Annotated in this window: 16 protein-coding genes; 5 read left to right on the top strand and 11 right to left on the bottom strand. The window is 35.0% G+C overall.

From position 1 onward, the window contains the following. Positions 1-61 precede the first annotated feature (61 nt). On the top strand, positions 62-1,225 hold the full coding sequence (locus tag BIW12_RS15420; protein ID WP_071186487.1) for a THUMP domain-containing class I SAM-dependent RNA methyltransferase: 1,164 nt from the start codon (positions 62-64) through the stop codon (positions 1,223-1,225). Between the two features lie 70 nt (positions 1,226-1,295). Continuing rightward, the gene (locus BIW12_RS15415; protein WP_071185935.1) at positions 1,296-1,532 is read left to right on the top strand and encodes a hypothetical protein; all 237 of its coding nucleotides are present in this window, start codon (positions 1,296-1,298) and stop codon (positions 1,530-1,532) included. Positions 1,533-1,655: 123 nt separating this feature from the next. On the opposite strand, the gene BIW12_RS15410 is transcribed toward BIW12_RS15415, so the two are convergent. From BIW12_RS15410 to BIW12_RS15385, 6 genes are all read right to left on the bottom strand, one after another. After that, on the bottom strand, positions 1,656-2,483 hold the full coding sequence (locus tag BIW12_RS15410; protein ID WP_071185934.1) for a DUF6048 family protein: 828 nt from the start codon (positions 2,481-2,483) through the stop codon (positions 1,656-1,658). Next, on the bottom strand, positions 2,455-2,976 hold the full coding sequence (locus BIW12_RS15405; protein ID WP_071185933.1) for a DUF6452 family protein: 522 nt from the start codon (positions 2,974-2,976) through the stop codon (positions 2,455-2,457). The genes BIW12_RS15410 and BIW12_RS15405 overlap by 29 nt, the downstream gene beginning before the upstream one ends. Positions 2,977-3,048: 72 nt before the next feature. Next, positions 3,049-4,461 (bottom strand): 23S rRNA (uracil(1939)-C(5))-methyltransferase RlmD, encoded by a 1,413-nt coding sequence (gene rlmD, locus BIW12_RS15400; protein ID WP_071185932.1) that lies wholly within the window; start codon positions 4,459-4,461, stop codon positions 3,049-3,051. Positions 4,462-5,083: 622 nt separating this feature from the next. Then, positions 5,084-6,019, bottom strand: a complete 936-nt coding sequence (locus BIW12_RS15395; protein ID WP_071185931.1) for a hypothetical protein — start codon at positions 6,017-6,019, stop codon at positions 5,084-5,086. A gap of 142 nt (positions 6,020-6,161) precedes the next feature. Next, a complete protein-coding gene (locus BIW12_RS15390) occupies positions 6,162-6,659 on the bottom strand; it encodes a YdeI/OmpD-associated family protein (RefSeq protein WP_071185930.1) in 498 nt (165 codons plus the stop codon). 29 nt (positions 6,660-6,688) lie between these two features. Next, positions 6,689-8,005 (bottom strand): serine hydrolase domain-containing protein, encoded by a 1,317-nt coding sequence (locus BIW12_RS15385; protein ID WP_071185929.1) that lies wholly within the window; start codon positions 8,003-8,005, stop codon positions 6,689-6,691. 161 nt (positions 8,006-8,166) lie between these two features. Here BIW12_RS15385 and BIW12_RS15380 point away from each other — a divergent pair, with 161 nt between their 5' ends. Continuing rightward, positions 8,167-8,622: a hypothetical protein gene (locus BIW12_RS15380; protein WP_071185928.1), complete on the top strand. Its 456-nt coding sequence runs from the start codon at positions 8,167-8,169 to the stop codon at positions 8,620-8,622. A 55-nt stretch (positions 8,623-8,677) separates the two neighbouring features. On the opposite strand, the gene BIW12_RS15375 is transcribed toward BIW12_RS15380, so the two are convergent. Then, entirely contained in the window at positions 8,678-9,664 is a 987-nt protein-coding gene (locus BIW12_RS15375) for an aldo/keto reductase (protein WP_071185927.1), read from the bottom strand. Between the two features lie 12 nt (positions 9,665-9,676). Next, positions 9,677-10,303 (bottom strand): SGNH/GDSL hydrolase family protein, encoded by a 627-nt coding sequence (locus tag BIW12_RS15370; protein WP_071185926.1) that lies wholly within the window; start codon positions 10,301-10,303, stop codon positions 9,677-9,679. A 161-nt stretch (positions 10,304-10,464) separates the two neighbouring features. Here BIW12_RS15370 and BIW12_RS15365 point away from each other — a divergent pair, with 161 nt between their 5' ends. Beyond that, the gene (locus tag BIW12_RS15365; protein WP_071185925.1) at positions 10,465-11,508 is read left to right on the top strand and encodes a sensor histidine kinase; all 1,044 of its coding nucleotides are present in this window, start codon (positions 10,465-10,467) and stop codon (positions 11,506-11,508) included. 226 nt (positions 11,509-11,734) lie between these two features. Beyond that, positions 11,735-18,703: an MBG domain-containing protein gene (locus BIW12_RS15360; protein ID WP_071185924.1), complete on the top strand. Its 6,969-nt coding sequence runs from the start codon at positions 11,735-11,737 to the stop codon at positions 18,701-18,703. A 106-nt stretch (positions 18,704-18,809) separates the two neighbouring features. Here BIW12_RS15360 and BIW12_RS15355 read toward each other — a convergent pair whose 3' ends face one another. From BIW12_RS15355 to tpiA, 3 genes are all read right to left on the bottom strand, one after another. Next, positions 18,810-19,085 (bottom strand): ATP-dependent Clp protease adaptor ClpS, encoded by a 276-nt coding sequence (locus BIW12_RS15355; protein ID WP_071185923.1) that lies wholly within the window; start codon positions 19,083-19,085, stop codon positions 18,810-18,812. Positions 19,086-19,129: 44 nt separating this feature from the next. Further along, positions 19,130-19,963 carry a 50S ribosomal protein L11 methyltransferase gene (gene prmA / locus BIW12_RS15350; RefSeq protein ID WP_071185922.1) on the bottom strand — a complete coding sequence of 278 codons (834 nt, stop codon included), beginning with the start codon at positions 19,961-19,963 and terminating at the stop codon, positions 19,130-19,132. Between the two features lie 110 nt (positions 19,964-20,073). Further along, positions 20,074-20,826, bottom strand: a complete 753-nt coding sequence (tpiA, locus tag BIW12_RS15345) for a triose-phosphate isomerase (protein WP_071185921.1) — start codon at positions 20,824-20,826, stop codon at positions 20,074-20,076. Positions 20,827-20,835: the final 9 nt, after the last annotated feature.

Here is a 20,835-nt window from a genome sequence, read left to right as displayed (position 1 = left end):
AAATATACTATTTCAGGTTGTTTGGAATTTGGAATTTAGAAAATTGGAATTTAAAAGAGAAATGGAAGAAAATTTTAAGATGATTGCCAAAACCTTTTTTGGTTTTGAAGAAATATTAGCCACTGAATTAAAAAATTTAGGAGCACAAGACGTAGAGCAGGGAGTAAGAATGGTGAGTTTTAAAGGTGATAAAGGTTTTATGTACAAGGCCAATTTGTCTTTGCGTACTGCATTAAAAATCTTAAAACCTATTTATTCTTTTAGAGCCAATAATGAAAAAGCTTTGTATAAAGGAGTTTCGGGTGTTAATTGGTCAAAATTTATCAATGCCAATCAGACTTTTGTGATTGATACTACAGCGCATTCAGAATATTTTAAGCATACCGAATTTGTTTCTCAAAAATGTAAAGATGCCATTGTGGATCAGTTCAGAGAAAGAACAGGGCAACGTCCAAGTATTGATAAAGTACATCCGGATTTAAGAATTAACATTCATATTGATAAAGATCAGGTTTCGGTAGCTTTGGACACATCAGGAAACGCATTGAATCAACGTGGTTACAGAACATCGACGAATATAGCACCGATAAACGAAGTCTTGGCAGCGGGAATTTTGTTGCTTTCGGGTTGGGATGGACAGAGTGATTTTCTGGATCCTATGTGTGGTTCGGGAACTTTCCTTGCCGAAGCAGCTATGATTGCCTGCAACATTCCTGCAAATATTAACCGTAAAGAATTTGCTTTCGAAAAATGGAAGGACTGGGATAATGATTTGTTTGACAAAATTACCGATAGTTTATTAGGGAAAGTTCGCGAGTTTCATCATACGATTAAAGGTTATGATAAAGCACCGTCGGCGGTAAGTAAAGCGAAAGAGAATATTCGAAATGCAAATCTGGAAGAATATGTTAGTATTGAAGGAAATAATTTCTTTGATAGCGAAAAAACTTCGGAAGGAAAATTACATATTGTTTTTAATCCGCCTTATGATGAGCGTTTGGATATTCACATGGAAGAATTTTATAAAAATATTGGCGATACTTTAAAACAAAGTTATCCGGGAACAAACGCCTGGTTTATCACAGGAAATCTGGAAGCACTGAAATTTGTAGGTTTGCGACCATCCAGAAAAATCAAATTATTCAACGCTGGACTCGAAGCCCGATTGGTAAAATATGAAATGTACGAAGGAAGTAAACGTACTAAGTTTCAGGAGAGAAGTTAGAAGTTAGAAGTTAGAAGTGCAAGCTTAACATTGAGCTTTAAACTTTAAATAAAAATACAAACAATAAGTTATGACTAAATTACAATTACGCGCTTTTTTATACCAACTGGGTTGTTTTGCTATATTATTTGTTTTGTTTCGCTATTTAGTGGATAGATATTCAGGTTTAACAGGACTTTGGATTCCATTTACAGCTTTTGCAATAGCAACTTTAATAGGCCCAAAATTTCAGGCTGTGAAAACTAAGGATGGTGAAAAATTGTTTATGAAATGGATTTTTATAAAAGGAATTAGAGAGATAGGTTAGTGTTCAGTTTGCAGGAAGCAGGAAGAAGAATACATTAGATTCAAAAAACATAAAAAAAAACCGCAAATTCTCAATTTAGTGAATTTGCGGTTTTTTGTGTTTCTGCCGACTGAACACTGCAAACTATTTTTTCTTTGTTTCCACAGGAACGACTTTCTTTTTGAAAATTGGAACAAAATAAGTTACCGTGTAATTAAAACCAACACCAAAATCCCCATTATACGTTCGGTTAAAGCCAGGAATATAAAGGTTTTCAAAATTGTCAGGTTGTTTGTTGGTAATCAATCGGTTCAAACGAAGGCTGAAACCTAAAAATACGTTGTTAAAAACTTTAGCTTTCATTCCGGCAACCACTTCAATCCAGCTTGCTGTAAGACCGTTGTATTTTTGACCCGAAGCTAGAGACGGTGTTTCTCCAAAATATTGATTTGGATTATAAATTTTATAAGTATTCAATTCCTGATTAAAAGTACTAAAACCGTAGCGCAAACCTATCGAAATAATGTTCTCCATATCCAGCCAGTTTTCATAACCGTTATAATCAAAACCTACTTTCAGGTACGAACCTTTGGTAGTGAAATTCAGGCGGGCATCATCGGTAGTTTTATTTTCATTACCAACTTCGGCGGCGATATAATGTTTTTTATCCCAACGGTAATCTCCTACAAGCTCGATTCCTTTGTAGTTATTATCATAAAAACTACGGCTTAATTTGAATAAATCTACTCCCAAGCGCACTCCATAACGATTGGTTTTTACGGCTGGAGCAATTGAATCGGTTTTAGTTATTACATCGGTTTTGGTAGCCACAGCAGCCTTTTTAGGGATAATTCCGGTCGAAATAGTATCCTTTTTGGGCTTTGTTGAAGGAGCTTGAGTATTTTGTGCATTTGCAAAAAACAAAGACAAAATAAGACAGCTACTAAAAATATATTTTAAGGTGTGTTTCATTTTCGTTAGCTATACTATATTTTTCTACTGCAAGATATTGTATCCATAATAAATCCGGAGTTGCCGCATCGGTGTGAACAAATGGCGAAATTGGGTCTAAAGTAAAATTAGTTTTAAAACCACAGGCACGAGATACAAAAATGGTTTCTCTGCTGTATTTAAAAGTTAATACGTCTTCGTTTATCAGAGCCGTATTGCTATTGCCAAAATTTAAGATAAAACGAAATTTAACTTCATCGGCATCTACTTTTAGAGGAATAGAAACCGTACTTCCGTTAATTAGAGTGTTTCCGTCAAAATTAACAGCTTCTTCCATTCCATCACCAAATATGCTTAGATTGGTCACACTTTTTTCAACCGAAGGGTTACTGATGTCATAAAATGTAATGACCATTCGGGGTGTGGTAAGGGTATTGCCATCACAAATATCGTCTTTCTCACAACCGGAGAAAGAGAAGCAAAACAGCAATAAAAGCAGTATCGTTTTCTTCATATATTTTTTAGTTGTTAGTACATAGTCCTTAGTCCTTACTGAAAAAACTAAGGACTAGGTACTAAGGACTAATTATCTTCTTTCTAAAAGTACTACATTTTCCACATGATGCGTTTGCGGAAACATATCCACAGGACGCACTTTAGTTACTTTGTATTTTTCGTCCATTAAAGCCAAATCACGGGCTTGTGTAGCCGAATTACAACTTACATACACTACTTTTTCAGGAGCAATTTTCATAATTTGTTCAATTACGTCTTTGTGCATTCCGTCACGTGGTGGGTCGGTGATAATGACGTCCGGTTGTCCGTGTTGTGCAATAAAAGCGTCATTGAAAACTACTTTCATATCACCTACAAAAAACTCACAATTGTCTATGTTATTGCGTTCGGCATTGGCCTTAGCGTCTTTAATGGCATCAGGAACACTTTCGACACCAATTACTTTTTTTGCTTTTTTAGAAACAAACTGCGCAATGGTTCCTGTTCCGGTGTATAAATCGTAAACGGTTTCATTTCCTGTTAATCCGGCAAAATCTCTCGTTATTTTGTATAATTCATAAGCCTGATCGGAGTTGGTTTGGTAAAAAGATTTGGCATTGATGCTAAATTTCAAACCTTCCATTTCTTCCAGGATGTAATCACGACCTTTGTACAATTTGATGTCCTGATCGTAAAGTGTATCATTTGCCTTGTTATTTACCACATATTGCAATGAAGTAATTTGAGGGAATTTGGCATAAAGATGATCCAGCAACAATTCTCTGTTGGCTTTATCATTTTCGAAAAACTGAATCAAAAGCATGATTTCTCCGGTTGAAGCCGTACGTAACATTAAGGTTCTTAACAAACCGGAATGTTCTCTCGGGTTAAAGAAAGTCAAACCATTTGCATTAGCAAAATCGCGAACTTCATTTCTAATAGCGTTTGAAGGATCTTCTTGTAAATGACATTTTTTGATGTCCAGGATTTTGTCCCACATTTTTGGAATATGGAAACCAAGAGCATTTCTATTTCCTAAATCTTCATCGCTTCCAATTTCAGCTTCTGTTAACCAACGGCTGTTAGAAAACGAAAATTCCATTTTATTTCTGTAGAAAAACTTTTTCTCCGAACCTAAAATCGGGTCAAATTCAGGAAGTTCAATTTTTCCTATGCGTTGCAAGTGATTTTTAACCTCATTGTGTTTGTAAAACAATTGTTGGTCGTAGTTCATGTTTTGCCATTTGCAACCGCCACAAACCCCAAAATGCTCACAAATAGGATCTACACGATGCTCTGATAACTCGTGGAATTTCACCGCTTTTCCTTCATAATACGCCTTGCGTTTTTTGAAAGTTTGCACATCAACCACATCACCCGGAACCACATTCGGAATAAACACTACTTTTCCATCGGGAGCCTTTGCTACCGAAACGCCTTTTGCACCTGCATCAAGGACTTTTATCTGATGAAAGACAACTTTGTCTGTATTTTTTCTACCCATGGCGCAAAAATAAGTGTTTGTTGTCTTTTATGAATTCAAATTAGGAATTTTTTTTGAAAAGTGTCGATTTTTATCTTTATTCGACTTGCTATTTGGGCCATTTCCCGCTTTTCGCTACAAATCCTCGTGTTGCCGTCAGTAACACTAAGCCATTAAAGGAGCTTCCGTTGGTCGCTCTTTACCGGCAAGTGTTCTATTGCCGGCAACACTGCGGGTTTTTTGCTGCAAACGAAGTTCACTGAACTCCTATGAAAATATTGTCCAGTGAAGTAATCGGGGGCAGGGGAGTTGTGGAAATATTTAGGCTTTTGGGTAAAAAGAAACCTCGTTTAGTTGACGAGGTTAGTTAATGCCTTTTAAGTTTTGATAGCGTTTTGATAGCGCGGAATTGTATTCCGTGCACACTCCAACAGGATAAAATACTATTTAAAATTGAACTGTTTGGTTTTGTAGTTGCTCAACTTTGTGGGCACGGAATGCAATTCCGCGCTATCGTTGCGTTGATATATCCGCGCGGTCTGGTCTGCCGCTCAATAGAAATACCACAGTTTAAATTTAGTAAAAAAGTTCAATCGAAGCCGTTCAGCCCCGCTTTTGGCAATACCTTGTTAGCTGTAGACCATTATTTAAATTTTTCATTTGAATGGAATATGTATGCTATTTCTTTACCAGGTAACTTAGCTTCTTCTTGAAGTAAGTTCGCATTTTTGATGTTGAACTGAAACAAATCCTTTATAGAACTAACATAGTTTCCAGAAGCCATATTTGCTAAAAAATTAGCTGTCGAATTTACTATAACTTCAAGTGTCGAATTATTAAATTTCATTTTGTGAAGTTTAAAATGTTTAATGTATTCACTATATAAAAAATCGTATTCTTCTTTAATTTCTGATAGTTTTGAGTTTGAATTTGAAACCTTATTTATCCAGTTCGTTAGAGCTAAATACTTATTTCTTATTTCTTCATCTGTTCTAAATTCAATTATATGGTCCCAAGAAGTATTGTAGTCAGGCTCTGGAATATCATTTAAGACAAACTGAATTACTTGGCTTTTTTTATCATCAGATTTAAGTGTGTCATAAGTTCTTAAGAGGGGATAGTATTCTGCAAGATCATCCAATTTTCTTAAATGTATTGTGTCTAATCTAATTGAAAGGTCGTGAGTTAGAAAGAAATGGTTAAAATATTCTTTCTTCATTTCCGCTAATTGTTCTTCACTAGGATGTTTTGGGAAATTTCCATTTGTTCTCTCTTTTTGAAATAACTTTTCTAATTGTTTGGTTAATTCTAGTACTTCTTTATCTTGTCCTTCAAACTTGTCCTTGAAATAAGGATAAGTTTTTACAACATTATTGTCTTTCAGAAAACTCCAAACAGCATTTTCGTAGAATAAGGACTGATTTTCCTCATTCATTTCTAATTTAGAAACACCTGATATAATACTAAAACGTCCGTCCCCTATATAAATATTATCATAAAAAAGAGATAGTTTTTTTATAATCGCTTCATCAACAAATCTGTTGAAGGTTACGTATGGGAAAACAATATTCTTTGCCATTTAGGTTTCTCTTGGTTTACAGCTAACTCGTTTATAGGCGAAACAAACCTTCGTATATACATCTAAAATTGGGTAGATTGGCGAAGGTTTGTTTCGCTTTATTTATTTTCAAATATATTAAAATATTCTTACAAAAAAAGTATCAAGGCTTTTCTCTCCCCACAAATTTTCCTTTTCCCAATAAAAACGCAATGGCTTTTGGAATATTTTTATCGATGCTTTCCTCTGTTTTTAAATTAGCAATATAGCGGATGATTTCATGCTGTAATGAAGGACGTAAATTTTGAAATACGTTATTAGCAGCTTCGTTTTCAGCTAAAGCTTCTGAAAGTTTGGGATGTATGGGGATTTCTCTTTTTTCGGAATCATAGCTGATGCTTATTTCTATTTGTTCTCCAATTCTTTTAGGAGAGTTTTTAAGCATTTTGGTATTGATGTACAAGCGCCACTCGCCTTTAAATTTCATTAAAGTTTGGGTGTAAGGAATAGAATTGACAGCTCCTTTTACAGGAATAGGACCTTTGGATTTCGCTGCTTTTTCAAAAATATGCTTTAAGATTTCTTTAGGCACATAAACAAACGGATTGATTCCTATAATTTCAATAGTAGTCGAAAAAGTATAGCTTGTTTCCAGTGTCATAAAGCAGGATTTTTGATTTTGATTGAAAGTTAATTTACTTTTTTTAGAAAATAAATATTGTCAGTTTCTTTAATTAGGAGATTCTTTTTTTCGGGATTAAATTCGAAAAAATAGCCTAAGTCTTTATTCATGAAATAATTGTCACCAATGGCTTCAACTTCAAATGTTTTCCCTTTTGATTCAATCAATAATTTAGTGTTGTTTTTAGTGCAGTTGACTACAATTTGACCTGATGAATATTGACCAAGATATTGGTCTAAATCTTCCGGTTTTAAGTTGTAGTTTTTAGAAAAAGGAATTGTGAATTCTTGATTAAAACATATTTTTAGAATTCCTTCAATCAAATCGGTTCTTGGATAAAGGATTCCGTTGGTACAGTAGGCAAATGATAATTTTTGTTTTGGGAAATACCATGCTGCGGTGTAAAACTCTTCGACTCTTCCGTTGTGTCCAAAGCTGGTTTGGGTACCATACTTATTTGAAAAAAGTCCCATACCATAGTCATCAATAAGGTTTTTCATTTTAGACAGGCTGGATTTATTTACAAGTTTATTGGTAAATAAGGCATTTATAAATACAGTCATATCTGTTGGTGTCGAGATAAGTGCGCCAGCTCCTCCGTGTATGCCCAAGTTTGTTTTTTTAAAGGTATTCCACTTATTGTCGGAATATTTGAAAGAGCCGCTTTCATCGTTTTTTATGTTGGAAATACTTCCGTAATAAGTGTCTTTAAGTTTGAGTTTAGAAGTTATCCTTTTCTCAATTGCCTTTGCATAAGGTATTTTACATTTGTTTTCAATGATATAACCTAATAAAAGATAGTTGCTGTTAGAATAATCCGCTTTGGTATCGGGTTCAAAATCGCTTCCTTTTTCTTTTATAATTTCGAGTAGTTCATCGTGAGTTTTAGGCTTTTCCATCCATTCAGGATAATTGGTTTCCTTAGTGTAATCATGCAAACCGCTCCGGTGGTAAAGCATATCGCTAATAGTGATTTTATTTGCATTGGGTAGATTTGGATAAAAATCACTTAATTTTTGTTCCAGTTTGATTTTGCCTTCTTCGATTAATTGAAAAATCAGGACGGCTGTAAACATTTTTGTTGCAGAACCAATTCGGTATTTGGTAGATACGGTTGCAGGTGTTTTTTTATCAATAGAACTGTAGCCAATTGCTTTTTGATAAAGTAAATTGCCGTTTTGAGAAATGCTAAGACTGCCCATAGCTAAGTCTTGTGATGCAAGTACATCCAGAAATTGATCTATTTTTTCTTTATTTATGTTTTGCCCGTAAGAAGAAAAACGGAGAATTGAGCTTAAAAATAAAAAGAGGATTATTTTGTTCATTATCTCGGCTGGTTGAAGTTTTTGAATTTCAAATATAATGAAAGAATTATTTTATAGTATAAATGAACTGTAAATAAGCTAATTCGGAATTTTAGCTATTAAAAAATCAACGTTATTTCTAAAAATAGAAATTTTATCTTTGCTGCTAAAGTGATAAAAGAATGAATCTGATATTGGAAAAAAGTAAAGGTTTAATTGGTTTTTGTATTCTCTTTGCTGTTATAGTTTTTGGTTGTGCAGATGCGAATAAGGAAGGCAAACAATTTCATTATCGGGCGATAAACGATAAGGATACGGCATTTCTTAATTTTATAAAACTGGAGGACAACCGGTTTTTTGGTCAATATGAAATTCGATATGGAGGAGTCAGTAAAGATTCCGGTGAGATAAGGGGGATTATTAGTGGAGATACGATAAAAGGAAGTTTTTATTATCAGCCTTATGGTGGCGGAGTTTTGAAAAGATATCCCATTGCACTACTGAAACGTAAAAACAAATTACTGTTAGGTAAAGGTGTAATTTCGGTTTACATGGGAATTCCTTCGTTTTTAAAAGGAGATACCATTGATTATTCTAATCCCGAATTTGTATTTGAAGAAATAAAGAAAATCAAATAAAAATCCGTCCCGATTAGCTATCAGAACGGATTTTTTGTTTAATAAGGATACTCTTTTACCACAAATGGTGTACTTCTTTTTTGATATAATGATTGTAAATCTCGTTCATAGCCGCAATTTTTTCAGGAGTTAATGCCGGTAAATCAAACGTTGAAAGATTAGATAATACATGACTTTCCGTTGAAGCACCAGGAATAATACAACTTACTTCACTAAAACTTAAAATCCATTGTAAGGCAATAGGAGCCAGGTTTTGAACTTCAGGGAATAGTTTTTTTAGTTCGTCCACGGCAATCAAACCTAATTCGTAATTTATTCCGGAGAAAGTTTCTCCTTTGTCAAATGCAGCTCCTTCACGATTAAAAAAACGATGATCTTTGCTGTCAAAAATAGATTTTTCAGAGAATTTTCCTGTCAACAATCCGCTGGCTAATGGAACACGGGCAATGATTCCCACATCTTTTTTCTGAGCTTCCTTAAAAAGTAACTCCGATGGACGCTGTCTGAAAAGATTGAAAATGATTTGAATCGAAGTGACATTTGAAAACTCCATCGCTTTAAGTCCTTCTTCTACTTTTTCGACACTAACTCCAAGATTTAAAATTTTTCCTTCTTGCTTTAGTTTGTCAAAAAGCTCAAAAATTTCCGGACGATAAAAAACTTCAGTAGGAGGACAGTGTAACTGAATAAGATCGATAGTATCTAATTGAAGACGTTTCAAACTGTCTTCGACATATTTTTGTAAAACCTTAGGCTGATAACCTTCGTTAACATGCGGATTGATGTGACGTCCACATTTAGTAGCCACATAAATACGTTCAGAGCGGGAACGAATGAGTCTGCCCACCGCTTTTTCACTCAATCCGTTTTCATAAACATCGGCAGTGTCAATAAAATTGATGCCTTTGTCAATAGCTGTATTCAATAGTTCATCGGCGGTTTTGTCATTAAAAGGCGAGCCCCATTTGCCGCCCACCTGCCAGGTACCAAGAGCAATTTCGGATATTTCAAAGTTTGTTTTTCCTAGTTTACGATAGTTCATTTTTTGTTTGTTTTATAGATTTTTTATAGTGAGTTGAATAGCTTTTTCAATTAGTGGACTCATAATTTCATATCCTGCTTTGTTGGGATGAACCCTATCTTCTGAAAATTCGGTTTTTAAGCCTTTTTGATCGTCAACCATTGCCGAATAATAATCAACAAATGGAATTTTATTGACAAGCGCATAATTTTCTAACAGTTGATTTAATTCAATAATTCGTTCCGCTGGTTTTTCTTTTGGATTCCAATAGAAAAAATTAGCAGGAAGAACAGAGCAAAGTATCACTTTTATATTGTGAACATGAGCCAGTTCAATCATCGAATAAATATTATCAGTAATCATTTTAGTTGTTGAAGCTCCCGTATTCCCTGCAATATCATTTCCGCCAGCTAAAATAATAACTATTTTAGGATGTAATGCAATGACATCTGCTCTAAAACGCAGCAGCATTTGCGGAGTAGTTTGACCACTGATTCCCCGATTGATATAAGATTTATTTTGAAAAAATGAAGGCTGTTCTTTACTCCAGAATTCAGTTATGGAATCGCCTAAAAACACAACACGGTTTTCAGCATTTACAGGAAGAGGCAGTAATGCGTTTTCTTGTTGGTATTTTGCTAAATAAGGCCAGTCTTGCATTGTGATAGTTATGGATTAGATTCGATATGGGCTGGAAAGCAAAACTAAGGAAATTATTTTGAAGTTAGTATTTCTGATTTTTCTTAAAAAATAATTTTTAATAGATAAGAAAAAATATAGTTTTTTCGTACATTTGGTCTTGTCTCAAATAATATGAATTTATGGAATTTTATAAAAAACTATCTTCAATAGGTTTTCTTAAAAAAAGTTATGCGTTTAAGTTTCTTTTTGTAGCTTTCATAGGAATTCATATTCCTCTAATAGGGATTTTGTTTTTTGTACTGTATTCAAAAAATAACTTTTCAAGCGCTGGTTTATTGCTTTTTTCATTAGTAATGACCTTATTAGCTACGGTTGTAACCTTAATATTATTGAAAAAATTAATTCAGCCTTTAGAATTGGCTTCAAAAGCTTTGAATGATTATAAGTTAAGTCGAACAGTTACAAAATTGCCCTTAGATTTTTCAGACGAAGTAGGTTTGTTATTATCCAATATTCAGGATTCTATTTCAGAGAGTGAAAAATTTATTACCGAAAAACAAAATTTGATTTATTTGCTTTCTCATGATTTAAGGACTTTTGCCGGAAATCCCAAATCATTGGCAACAATGATTTTAGGGACTAATCCTCCTGAAAATGTAAAGGAATTAGCCCAAATGATTTATCAGTCGTCAGACGAGCAGTTTCAATACATTGAGAAGTTTGTAAAAATGCTGAAAGATCAGGATGAGATACTGCAAACGGCTGTTGAAGTTAAAGAAATCAATTTGAAAACGATGATTGATGCAATAGGTACTCAATTGAGACAGTCTATGGCTGTTAAAAAAATTGAATTGATTAGGAATGTTGCTATCGAAAGTGTTAGTCTGAAAATTGATGCAGAATTATTGACAAGAGTAATTTTTAATTTGCTTCACAATGCGATTAAATTTTCTTTTTCGGATTCAAAAATACAGTTAGATGTTTTTAATGAAAATGGAAAAATAGTTATAAAAATTATTGATCAAGGCGTTGGTTTTGATAGTAAGGACAATGAAAAAGTATTTGCTAAATTTACTAATATGAGCCGTTTAGGGACTTCTGACGAATCTTCAACAGGAATAGGTCTGTATTTATGCCGACAAATTATAGAAAAGAATCAAGGAATTCTTATTGCCAATAGTGAGGGTGTAAATAAAGGGGCTACTTTTTCGATTGTTTTTTAGAAATATTCTTTATAAATGACTTAAAAACAACAGGCTATGTAGTTTATAGTTTTTTTTAACACTTCATCGGGAATGTGGAATAAATAAAATTATTGTATCTAAATTAGATATGAATTAAATGAAATAAAAGTAAAAACAATATTGTTTTTCAGACAAATAGAAACCTCATTCTATTGATTTCAATTATTCAATTTAGCATACATTTTTTTATTTAAATCCCTCGCGTATGAAAACAATTCTACCCCAATCTCGTTTTTTCTTATTTGTTTTTTTGATTGCCAATTTGTTTTTTGCAAATGTGGCTTTTAGTCAGGCAACTGTCACGACTGATAAAGATGATTATCAACCAGGAGATACTGTTATAGTTACAGGTTCGGGTTGGCAACCTGGAGAAACGGTATTGTTACATTTTGATGAAACACCTCAGGTATGTACCAGTGATCATAATCGATCGACTGTAGCAGATGCAAATGGAAATATATATTATGATCAGTTTTTGATTAATATAAAACATCTAGGAGTGTCATTTGTATTAACAGCTACAGGGCAAAGTTCAGGTTTAAGTGCAGAAGTTTTGTTTACAGATGGAGGGTATCAATTTGCAGCAGTAGGACTTCCATTAAGTACAAGTGTGATTGTTAATTATACAATTTCAGGAACCGGTGGTGGTAATGGAACTTTTAATACCACTAGTTTTATTCCTCCATCAACAGCTGGAGGAAGTATTAATAATAAGGCTATAACCGCAAATAGTTATACTCCAACTTATAGTCCATCACCATCGGTAAATTATTCAATTCTAAATTATAGTTTACGCGTAGGATCAACTTCATCTCCAACAAGTCAGCAAACTTCAAATGTTTTTACTGTTGCTGGAGGAGGAGCAGCGAATGCTGTACTATTTACGGCTAATTATGGAGCTTTAGTGGCAACAAATGTTACAGGTCTTTATGGAAGTTCTGTTACATTGACTTCAACATTCTATTCCAATTATCAAACAACTACTGGTATATCAGGAAAAACGATTGCCTTTTATATTAATGGCACTTCAGTAGGTACAGCTGTTACGAATGCTAGTGGAGTTGCAACTTTAAATTTAGATTTAACAAATGTTCCCTCACTTGGAAAACTGAATTCAGGAAACTATACAATTTCCAGTTCTTTTTCAGGAGATAGTGATTATTTAGCAGTTTCTAGTGGTAATAGTACATCAGCAATCTTAACAATAAATAAAAAAGTAGCTACTGTTACTGCTAATGCAAAATCCAAAATCTACGGTGATGTAAATCCGGCATTGGACGCTGTAGTTACAGGTATAGTTAACGGAGATGAGTTAGATTATAGCTTATCTACCACCGCAGTTCATTTTTCAGGAGTTGGTAATTATCCAATTGAAGTTACTTTGGGGGCTAATCCAAATTATAGTATAACTCCAACGAATGCTTTATTAACCATTGGCGAACGAAACATTACAATTACTGCCGATGCTAAATCTAAAACCTATGGCGAAGCAGATCCTGCATTGACTTATCAAATTAGTTCAGGAAGTTTGGTGACTGGTGATTCTTTCAGTGGTTCATTGAGCAGAGATACAGGAGAAATTGTTGGGGATTATGCCATCACTCAGGGAAGCGTTGCTTTGAACAGTAATTATACTTTAACTTATGTTGGAGCAAATCTAACCATTGGTAAACGAGATATAACGATTACTGCCGATGCTAAATCTAAAACCTATGGCGAAGCAGATCCTGCATTGACTTATCAAATTAGTTCAGGAAGTTTAGCGTTTAGTGATTCTTTCAGTGGTTCATTGAGTAGAGATACAGGAGAAATTGTTGGAAATTATGCCATCACTCAGGGAAGCGTTGCTTTGAACAGTAATTATGCTTTAAGTTATGTTGGAGCAAATCTAACCATTGGTAAACGAGATATTACAATTACTGCCGATGCTAAATCTAAAACCTATGGCGAAGCAGATCCTGCATTGACTTATCAAATTAGTTCAGGAAGTTTAGCGTTTAGTGATTCTTTCAGTGGTTCGTTGAGCAGAGATACAGGAGAAATTGTTGGGGATTATGCCATCACTCAGGGAAGCGTTGCTTTGAACAGTAATTATACTTTGACTTATGTTGGAGCAGATTTAACGATAGACTTGCGTTCAGTAGAAATCACTGCCGATGCAAGATCCAAAACCTATGGCGAAGCAGATCCTGCATTGACTTATCAAATTAGTTCAGGAAGTTTGGTGACTGGTGATTCTTTCAGTGGTTCATTGAGCAGAGATACAGGAGAAATTGTTGGAAATTATGCCATCACTCAGGGAAGCGTTGCTTTGAACAGTAATTATGCTTTAAGTTATGTTGGAGCAAATCTAACCATTGGTAAACGAGATATAACGATTACTGCCGATGCTAAATCCAAAACCTATGGCGAAGCAGATCCTGCATTGACTTATCAAATTAGTTCAGGAAGTTTGGTGACTGGTGATTCTTTCAGTGGTTCATTGAGCAGAGATACAGGAGAAATTGTTGGAAATTATGCCATCACTCAGGGAAGCGTTGCTTTGAACAGTAATTATGCTTTAAGTTATGTTGGAGCAAATCTAACCATTGGTAAACGAGATATTACAATTACTGCCGATGCTAAATCTAAAACCTATGGCGAAGCAGATCCTGCATTGACTTATCAAATTAGTTCAGGAAGTTTGGTGACTGGTGATTCTTTCAGTGGTTCATTGAGCAGAGATACAGGAGAAATTGTTGGAAATTATGCCATCACTCAGGGAAGCGTTGCTTTGAACAGTAATTATGCTTTGACTTATGTCGGAGCAAATCTAACCATTGGTAAACGAGATATAACGATTACTGCCGATGCTAAATCCAAAACCTATGGCGAAGCAGATCCTGCATTGACTTATCAAATTAGTTCAGGAAGTTTGGTTACTGGTGATTCTTTTAGTGGTTCATTGAGCAGAGATACAGGAGAAATTGTTGGGAATTATGCCATTACGCAAGGAAGCGTTGCTTTGAACAGTAATTATGCTTTGACTTATGTTGGAGCAGATTTAACGATAGACTTGCGTTCAGTAGAAATCACTGCCGATGCTAAATCTAAAACCTATGGCGAAGCAGATCCTGCATTGACTTATCAAATTAGTTCAGGAAGTTTGGTGACTGGTGATTCTTTCAGTGGTTCGTTGAGCAGAGATACAGGAGAAATTGTTGGGGATTATGCCATCACTCAGGGAAGCGTTGCTTTGAACAGTAATTATACTTTGACTTATGTTGGAGCAGATTTAACGATAGACTTGCGTTCAGTAGAAATCACTGCCGATGCAAGATCCAAAACCTATGGCGAAGCAGATCCTGCATTGACTTATCAAATTAGTTCAGGAAGTTTGGTGACTGGTGATTCTTTCAGTGGTTCATTGAGCAGAGATACAGGAGAAATTGTTGGAAATTATGCCATCACTCAGGGAAGCGTTGCTTTGAACAGTAATTATGCTTTAAGTTATGTTGGAGCAAATCTAACCATTGGTAAACGAGATATTACAATTACTGCCGATGCTAAATCTAAAACCTATGGCGAAGCAGATCCTGCATTGACTTATCAAATTAGTTCAGGAAGTTTGGTGACTGGTGATTCTTTCAGTGGTTCATTGAGCAGAGATACAGGAGAAATTGTTGGAAATTATGCCATCACTCAGGGAAGCGTTGCTTTGAACAGTAATTATGCTTTGACTTATGTCGGAGCAAATCTAACCATTGGTAAACGAGATATAACGATTACTGCCGATGCTAAATCCAAAACCTATGGCGAAGCAGATCCTGCATTGACTTATCAAATTAGTTCAGGAAGTTTGGTTACTGGTGATTCTTTTAGTGGTTCATTGAGCAGAGATACAGGAGAAATTGTTGGGAATTATGCCATTACGCAAGGAAGCGTTGCTTTGAACAGTAATTATGCTTTGACTTATGTTGGAGCAGATTTAACGATAGACTTGCGTTCAGTAGAAATCACTGCCGATGCTAAATCTAAAACCTATGGCGAAGCAGATCCTGCATTGACTTATCAAATTAGTTCAGGAAGTTTGGTGACTGGTGATTCTTTCAGTGGTTCGTTGAGCAGAGATACAGGAGAAATTGTTGGGGATTATGCCATCACTCAGGGAAGCGTTGCTTTGAACAGTAATTATACTTTGACTTATGTTGGAGCAGATTTAACGATAGACTTGCGTTCAGTAGAAATCACTGCCGATGCAAGATCCAAAACCTATGGCGAAGCAGATCCTGCATTGACTTATCAAATTAGTTCAGGAAGTTTGGTGACTGGTGATTCTTTCAGTGGTTCATTGAGCAGAGATACAGGAGAAATTGTTGGGGATTATGCCATCACTCAGGGAAGCGTTGCTTTGAACAGTAATTATGCTTTGACTTATGTCGGAGCAAATCTAACCATTGGTAAACGAGATATAACGATTACTGCCGATGCTAAATCCAAAACCTATGGCGAAGCAGATCCTGCATTGACTTATCAAATTAGTTCAGGAAGTTTGGTGACTGGTGATTCTTTCAGTGGTTCATTGAGCAGAGATACAGGAGAAATTGTTGGAAATTATGCCATCACTCAGGGAAGCGTTGCTTTGAACAGTAATTATGCTTTGACTTATGTCGGAGCAAATCTAACCATTGGTAAACGAGATATAACGATTACTGCCGATGCTAAATCCAAAACCTATGGCGAAGCAGATCCTGCATTGACTTATCAAATTAGTTCAGGAAGTTTGGTGACTGGTGATTCTTTCAGTGGTTCATTGAGCAGAGATACAGGAGAAATTGTTGGAAATTATGCCATCACTCAGGGAAGCGTTGCTTTGAACAGTAATTATGCTTTGACTTATGTCGGAGCAAATCTAACCATTGGTAAACGAGATATTACAATTACTGCCGATGCTAAATCTAAAACCTATGGCGAAGCAGATCCTGCATTGACTTATCAAATTAGTTCAGGAAGTTTAGCGTTTAGTGATTCTTTTAGTGGTTCGTTGAGCAGAGATACAGGAGAAATTGTTGGGGATTATGCCATCACTCAGGGAAGCGTTACTTTGAACAGTAATTATGCTTTAAGTTATGTTGGAGCAAATCTAACCATTGGCAAACGAGATATAACTATTACAGCCGATGCTAAATCTAAAACCTATGGCGAAGCAGATCCTGCATTGACTTATCAAATTACTTCAGGAAGTTTGGTGACTGGTGATTCTTTTAGTGGTTCGTTGAGCAGAGATACAGGAGAAATTGTTGGGGATTATGCCATCACTCAGGGAAGCGTTGCTTTGAACAGTAATTATGCTTTAAGTTATGTTGGAGCAAATCTAACCATTGGCAAACGAGATATAACTATTACAGCCGATGCTAAATCTAAAACCTATGGCGAAGCAGATCCTGCATTGACTTATCAAATTACTTCAGGAAGTTTAGCGTTTAGTGATTCTTTCAGTGGTTCATTGAGCAGAGATACAGGAGAAATTGTTGGAAATTATGCCATCACTCGGGGAAGCGTTGCTTTGAACAGTAATTATGCTTTAAGTTATGTTGGAGCAAATCTGACCATTGGCAAACGAGACATTACAATTACAGCCGATGCTAAATCCAAAACCTATGGTGAAGCAGACCCTGTGTTGACTTATCAAATTAGTTCAGGAAGTTTGGTAACTGGTGATTCTTTCAGTGGTTCATTGAGCAGAGATACAGGAGAAATTGTTGGAAATTATGCCATTACGCAAGGAAGCGTTGCTTTGAATAGTAATTATACTTTGACTTATGTTGGAGCAAATCTAACCATTGGTAAACGAGATATAACTATTACAGCCGATGCTAAATCTAAAACCTATGGCGAAGCAGATCCTGCATTGACTTATCAAATTAGTTCAGGAAGTTTGGTGACTGGTGATTCTTTCAGTGGTTCGTTGAGCAGAGATACAGGAGAAATTGTTGGGGATTATGCCATCACTCAGGGAAGCGTTGCTTTGAACAGTAATTATACTTTGACTTATGTTGTAGCAAACCTAACCATTGGTAAACGAGATATAACGATTACAGCCGATGCTAAGTTCAAGTGTTTTGGAGTGAGTGATCCCGGACTAACAGCACAGTTAACTTCCGGTTCAATTATTTCTGGTGATACGGTAAGTGGACAATTGGAAAGAAATAGTGGAGAATCTGCCGGGGTTTATGCTATTAATAAAGGAACTTATACTTATGGTAATAATTATAATGAAACCTATATTTCAGCTAATTTGACGATAAACTCTCAAATAACAGCAACTTTTACCAGAACCAATCCAAATCATTATTTTGGATTATCGGGAGATCAGACTTCGAAAATTACAGTAATACCATCAGGAGGTATTGGACCTTATACAGTAACAATTACTATGGATCGTAGTTTAATTAGTAATTATATCAATAGTAGTGGTGATGAATCCTGGATTCCAGATCCGATAACTATGCCAGCAACTACTAGCAGTTACAATATTGTATTGCCTTCTTCAGGATCCAATACTCAAGGAAATCCATATACAATAACGACAGGAGTCCAAACGGCTGTGGGGTATTCTATAAAAGTTGGTTTAATAGATGATGCTGGGTTTACCGCTACTATTACTGATTCTAAAGGATGTACAATAACAACCGAAAAGATATTTATTCATGGGGAAGATGTACGTTGTTTTGCTGGTAAAAGTGGTGTGGCAAAAGTAAAACTTTGTCATAGAACAGGGAATACTAAAAATCCATGTCAGGAGTTGTGTGTAGATGAATCTGCAGTTGCGGCTCATTTAGCTCATGGTGATTTCTTGGGTACATGTACTCCAAATTGTGAAGCACCAACGTTGTTAACGAAGTCTTCACTAGCAACTAAGGGTAAAGTGATGGAAGTAGAAGTAGAAATTGATCCTTTTTCTGTAATAGCTTATCCAAATCCATCGAGCAGTCAATTTTCGCTAGTTGTAAATAGTGAAAGTCAGGAAAAAGTGGAAGTTTTAGTATATGATATGTTAGCCAGATTAATAAAAAGAATAGAGACAAAAGATGAAGAAATTATTTCATTTGGTGAGGATTTACCTTCCGGAGAGTATTTGGTTTTAGTACGTCAAGGTGAAAAACGAAAATCAGTTAACGTGATAAAGAAATAAAAATACTGTATAGATTAAATTTCAATAAAAAAAAAACAAAAAAATCTCCATAAAAAAAGCATTCGTCTCGGCGAATGCTTTTTTTATGGAGAAAATTTTAGTTTAATTAGATTATTTCGGCACTTAAACCGGCTTCTAAAAGCTGTGTACACTGTGGTTTTAATTTGGTAATCAGTCCTGTTTTTACGGTACATTTTCCATTGTAATGAATAATTAATGAACATTGTTCAGCTTGTTCAGCCGTATGTTCGCAAACACGCATTAAGGTTTCGATTACATGATCAAAAGTATTCACATCGTCATTATAAACAATAATTTCGTTGTTTTGTGTGGTAGTTTCCTGTACGCTTACTCTTTCTCTAATTTTTTCTTTAGTACTCATTGTATTGCTTTTTGTACTTTAATTATTTGATAATAAACAGAGTACTAATTTACGTATTTTAGTGAAACCCAGTTGTTTCTTTCGAATTTTTTAACATAAGTTAAGCCTTTTTCAGTGCATGAAGCATCTATAAAAGGAATGTCTTCGGTATAAAAACCACTCAATAATAACGTTCCTTTAGGATTTAAGCAGTCAATATAAGTTTGCATATCGTTTAACAAAATGTTTCTGTTGATATTGGCAATGATTAAATCGTATTTTTTGCCTTTTAATAAAGAGGCATCTCCTTCATAAACGCTGATGTTTTTGCAATTATTACGTTCGGCATTTTCAATAGAATTTAGATAGCACCAGTTGTCAATATCGATGGCATCAATAGGTTGAGCACCTTTCATTTCGGCAAGAATAGCAAGAATAGCAGTTCCGCAACCCATGTCTAAGGTTTTCATTCCGGTAACATCAATTTCTAGTAAATGTTGAATCATCATGTGAGTGGTTTCATGATGTCCTGTTCCAAAACTCATTTTTGGTTCAATTACTATATCAAATTCGGCATCGGTTTTTGGATGAAAAGGAGCTCGAACATGGCAATCTCCTTCTACATCAATAGGTTCAAAGTTTTTCTCCCATTCTTCGTTCCAGTTGATTTGGTCGATTTCTTCGAAAGTGTAGTCAATTTCAAATTCTTCTGAATGGAGAATATTAACATTGTCAAGAATCATTTCGTCCCATAAATCTTTTTGTACAAAAGCCGAAATTCCTTTTTCGGTTTCTGTAAAACTTTCGAATGCTAATTCGCCTAATTCGGCAATTAAAATTTCAGAACCCAGTTCTTTTGGTTCAATGCTAAAATGGTAGGCGATATAAATATTTGACATAATTGATTTAATTTTTTGCAAAGGTAGTATTTCTCTTTTATCAAAATCAGAAAAATAAAAAAAGCGATAAAATGAATTACCGCTTTCTTGAATAGTATAAAAAGGTTTTCTTAGATAGCTGTTACAATTGCAACAAAATCATCTGCTTTTAAAGCAGCTCCACCAATAAGACCACCGTCTACATCTGGTTTTCCAAAAATTTCTTTAGCATTTTCAGGTTTTACTGAACCTCCGTAAAGAATAGTTACATTCTCAGCAATTTCTTTTCCAAAAGCTTTAAGAACAGTTTCTCTAATAAATTCGTGCATTTCCTGTGCTTGTTCCGGAGAAGCAGTTTCACCTGTTCCAATAGCCCAAACTGGTTCGTAAGCTAAAACAACTTTTTCCCAAGATTTAGTATCAATTTGGAATAAACCATCTCTCAATTGATTTTCTACAACGTTGAAATGTTGGTTAGACTGACGGTCTTTTAATTCTTCACCAAAGCAAAAAATAACAGTCATATCATGTTTTAAAGCTGTATTTACTTTATCAGCAATTAAAGCATCAGTTTCATGAAAAATAGCTCTACGTTCAGAGTGTCCAAGGATTACAGTGTTTACACCAACTCCAGTCAACATATCAGCAGAGATTTCTCCTGTAAAAGCACCACTTTCTGTTTGGTGAACATTTTGTGCAGCAACAGCAATGTTAGATCCTTTTAATTGATTTACAGCTGCAGCCAAGTTTACAAATGTAGGCGCAACAATTATTTGTGCTGTAGTATTTGCAGGTACTTTTGCAATTAATTCACTTAACAATTCGCTAGTTTGTGTTGCGTTTTTGTGCATTTTCCAGTTTCCTGCTACAATCTTTTTTCTCATTTTAGTAGT

This window comes from Flavobacterium commune, assembly GCF_001857965.1.
Lineage (GTDB): Bacteria > Bacteroidota > Bacteroidia > Flavobacteriales > Flavobacteriaceae > Flavobacterium > Flavobacterium commune.
Note: the sequence above shows the minus strand (reverse complement) of the source record. Positions and strands in the feature narration are given on the sequence as shown.

Coding starts and splice junctions, on each gene's coding strand:
- BIW12_RS15420 (WP_071186487.1), top strand. CDS start 62: ATGGAAGAAAATTTTAAGATGATTGCCAAAACCTTTTTTGGTTTTGAA.
- BIW12_RS15415 (WP_071185935.1), top strand. CDS start 1,296: ATGACTAAATTACAATTACGCGCTTTTTTATACCAACTGGGTTGTTTT.
- BIW12_RS15410 (WP_071185934.1), bottom strand. CDS start 2,483: ATGAAACACACCTTAAAATATATTTTTAGTAGCTGTCTTATTTTGTCT.
- BIW12_RS15405 (WP_071185933.1), bottom strand. CDS start 2,976: ATGAAGAAAACGATACTGCTTTTATTGCTGTTTTGCTTCTCTTTCTCC.
- rlmD (WP_071185932.1), bottom strand. CDS start 4,461: ATGGGTAGAAAAAATACAGACAAAGTTGTCTTTCATCAGATAAAAGTC.
- BIW12_RS15395 (WP_071185931.1), bottom strand. CDS start 6,019: ATGGCAAAGAATATTGTTTTCCCATACGTAACCTTCAACAGATTTGTT.
- BIW12_RS15390 (WP_071185930.1), bottom strand. CDS start 6,659: ATGACACTGGAAACAAGCTATACTTTTTCGACTACTATTGAAATTATA.
- BIW12_RS15385 (WP_071185929.1), bottom strand. CDS start 8,005: ATGAACAAAATAATCCTCTTTTTATTTTTAAGCTCAATTCTCCGTTTT.
- BIW12_RS15380 (WP_071185928.1), top strand. CDS start 8,167: ATGAATCTGATATTGGAAAAAAGTAAAGGTTTAATTGGTTTTTGTATT.
- BIW12_RS15375 (WP_071185927.1), bottom strand. CDS start 9,664: ATGAACTATCGTAAACTAGGAAAAACAAACTTTGAAATATCCGAAATT.
- BIW12_RS15370 (WP_071185926.1), bottom strand. CDS start 10,303: ATGCAAGACTGGCCTTATTTAGCAAAATACCAACAAGAAAACGCATTA.
- BIW12_RS15365 (WP_071185925.1), top strand. CDS start 10,465: ATGGAATTTTATAAAAAACTATCTTCAATAGGTTTTCTTAAAAAAAGT.
- BIW12_RS15360 (WP_071185924.1), top strand. CDS start 11,735: ATGAAAACAATTCTACCCCAATCTCGTTTTTTCTTATTTGTTTTTTTG.
- BIW12_RS15355 (WP_071185923.1), bottom strand. CDS start 19,085: ATGAGTACTAAAGAAAAAATTAGAGAAAGAGTAAGCGTACAGGAAACT.
- prmA (WP_071185922.1), bottom strand. CDS start 19,963: ATGTCAAATATTTATATCGCCTACCATTTTAGCATTGAACCAAAAGAA.
- tpiA (WP_071185921.1), bottom strand. CDS start 20,826: ATGAGAAAAAAGATTGTAGCAGGAAACTGGAAAATGCACAAAAACGCA.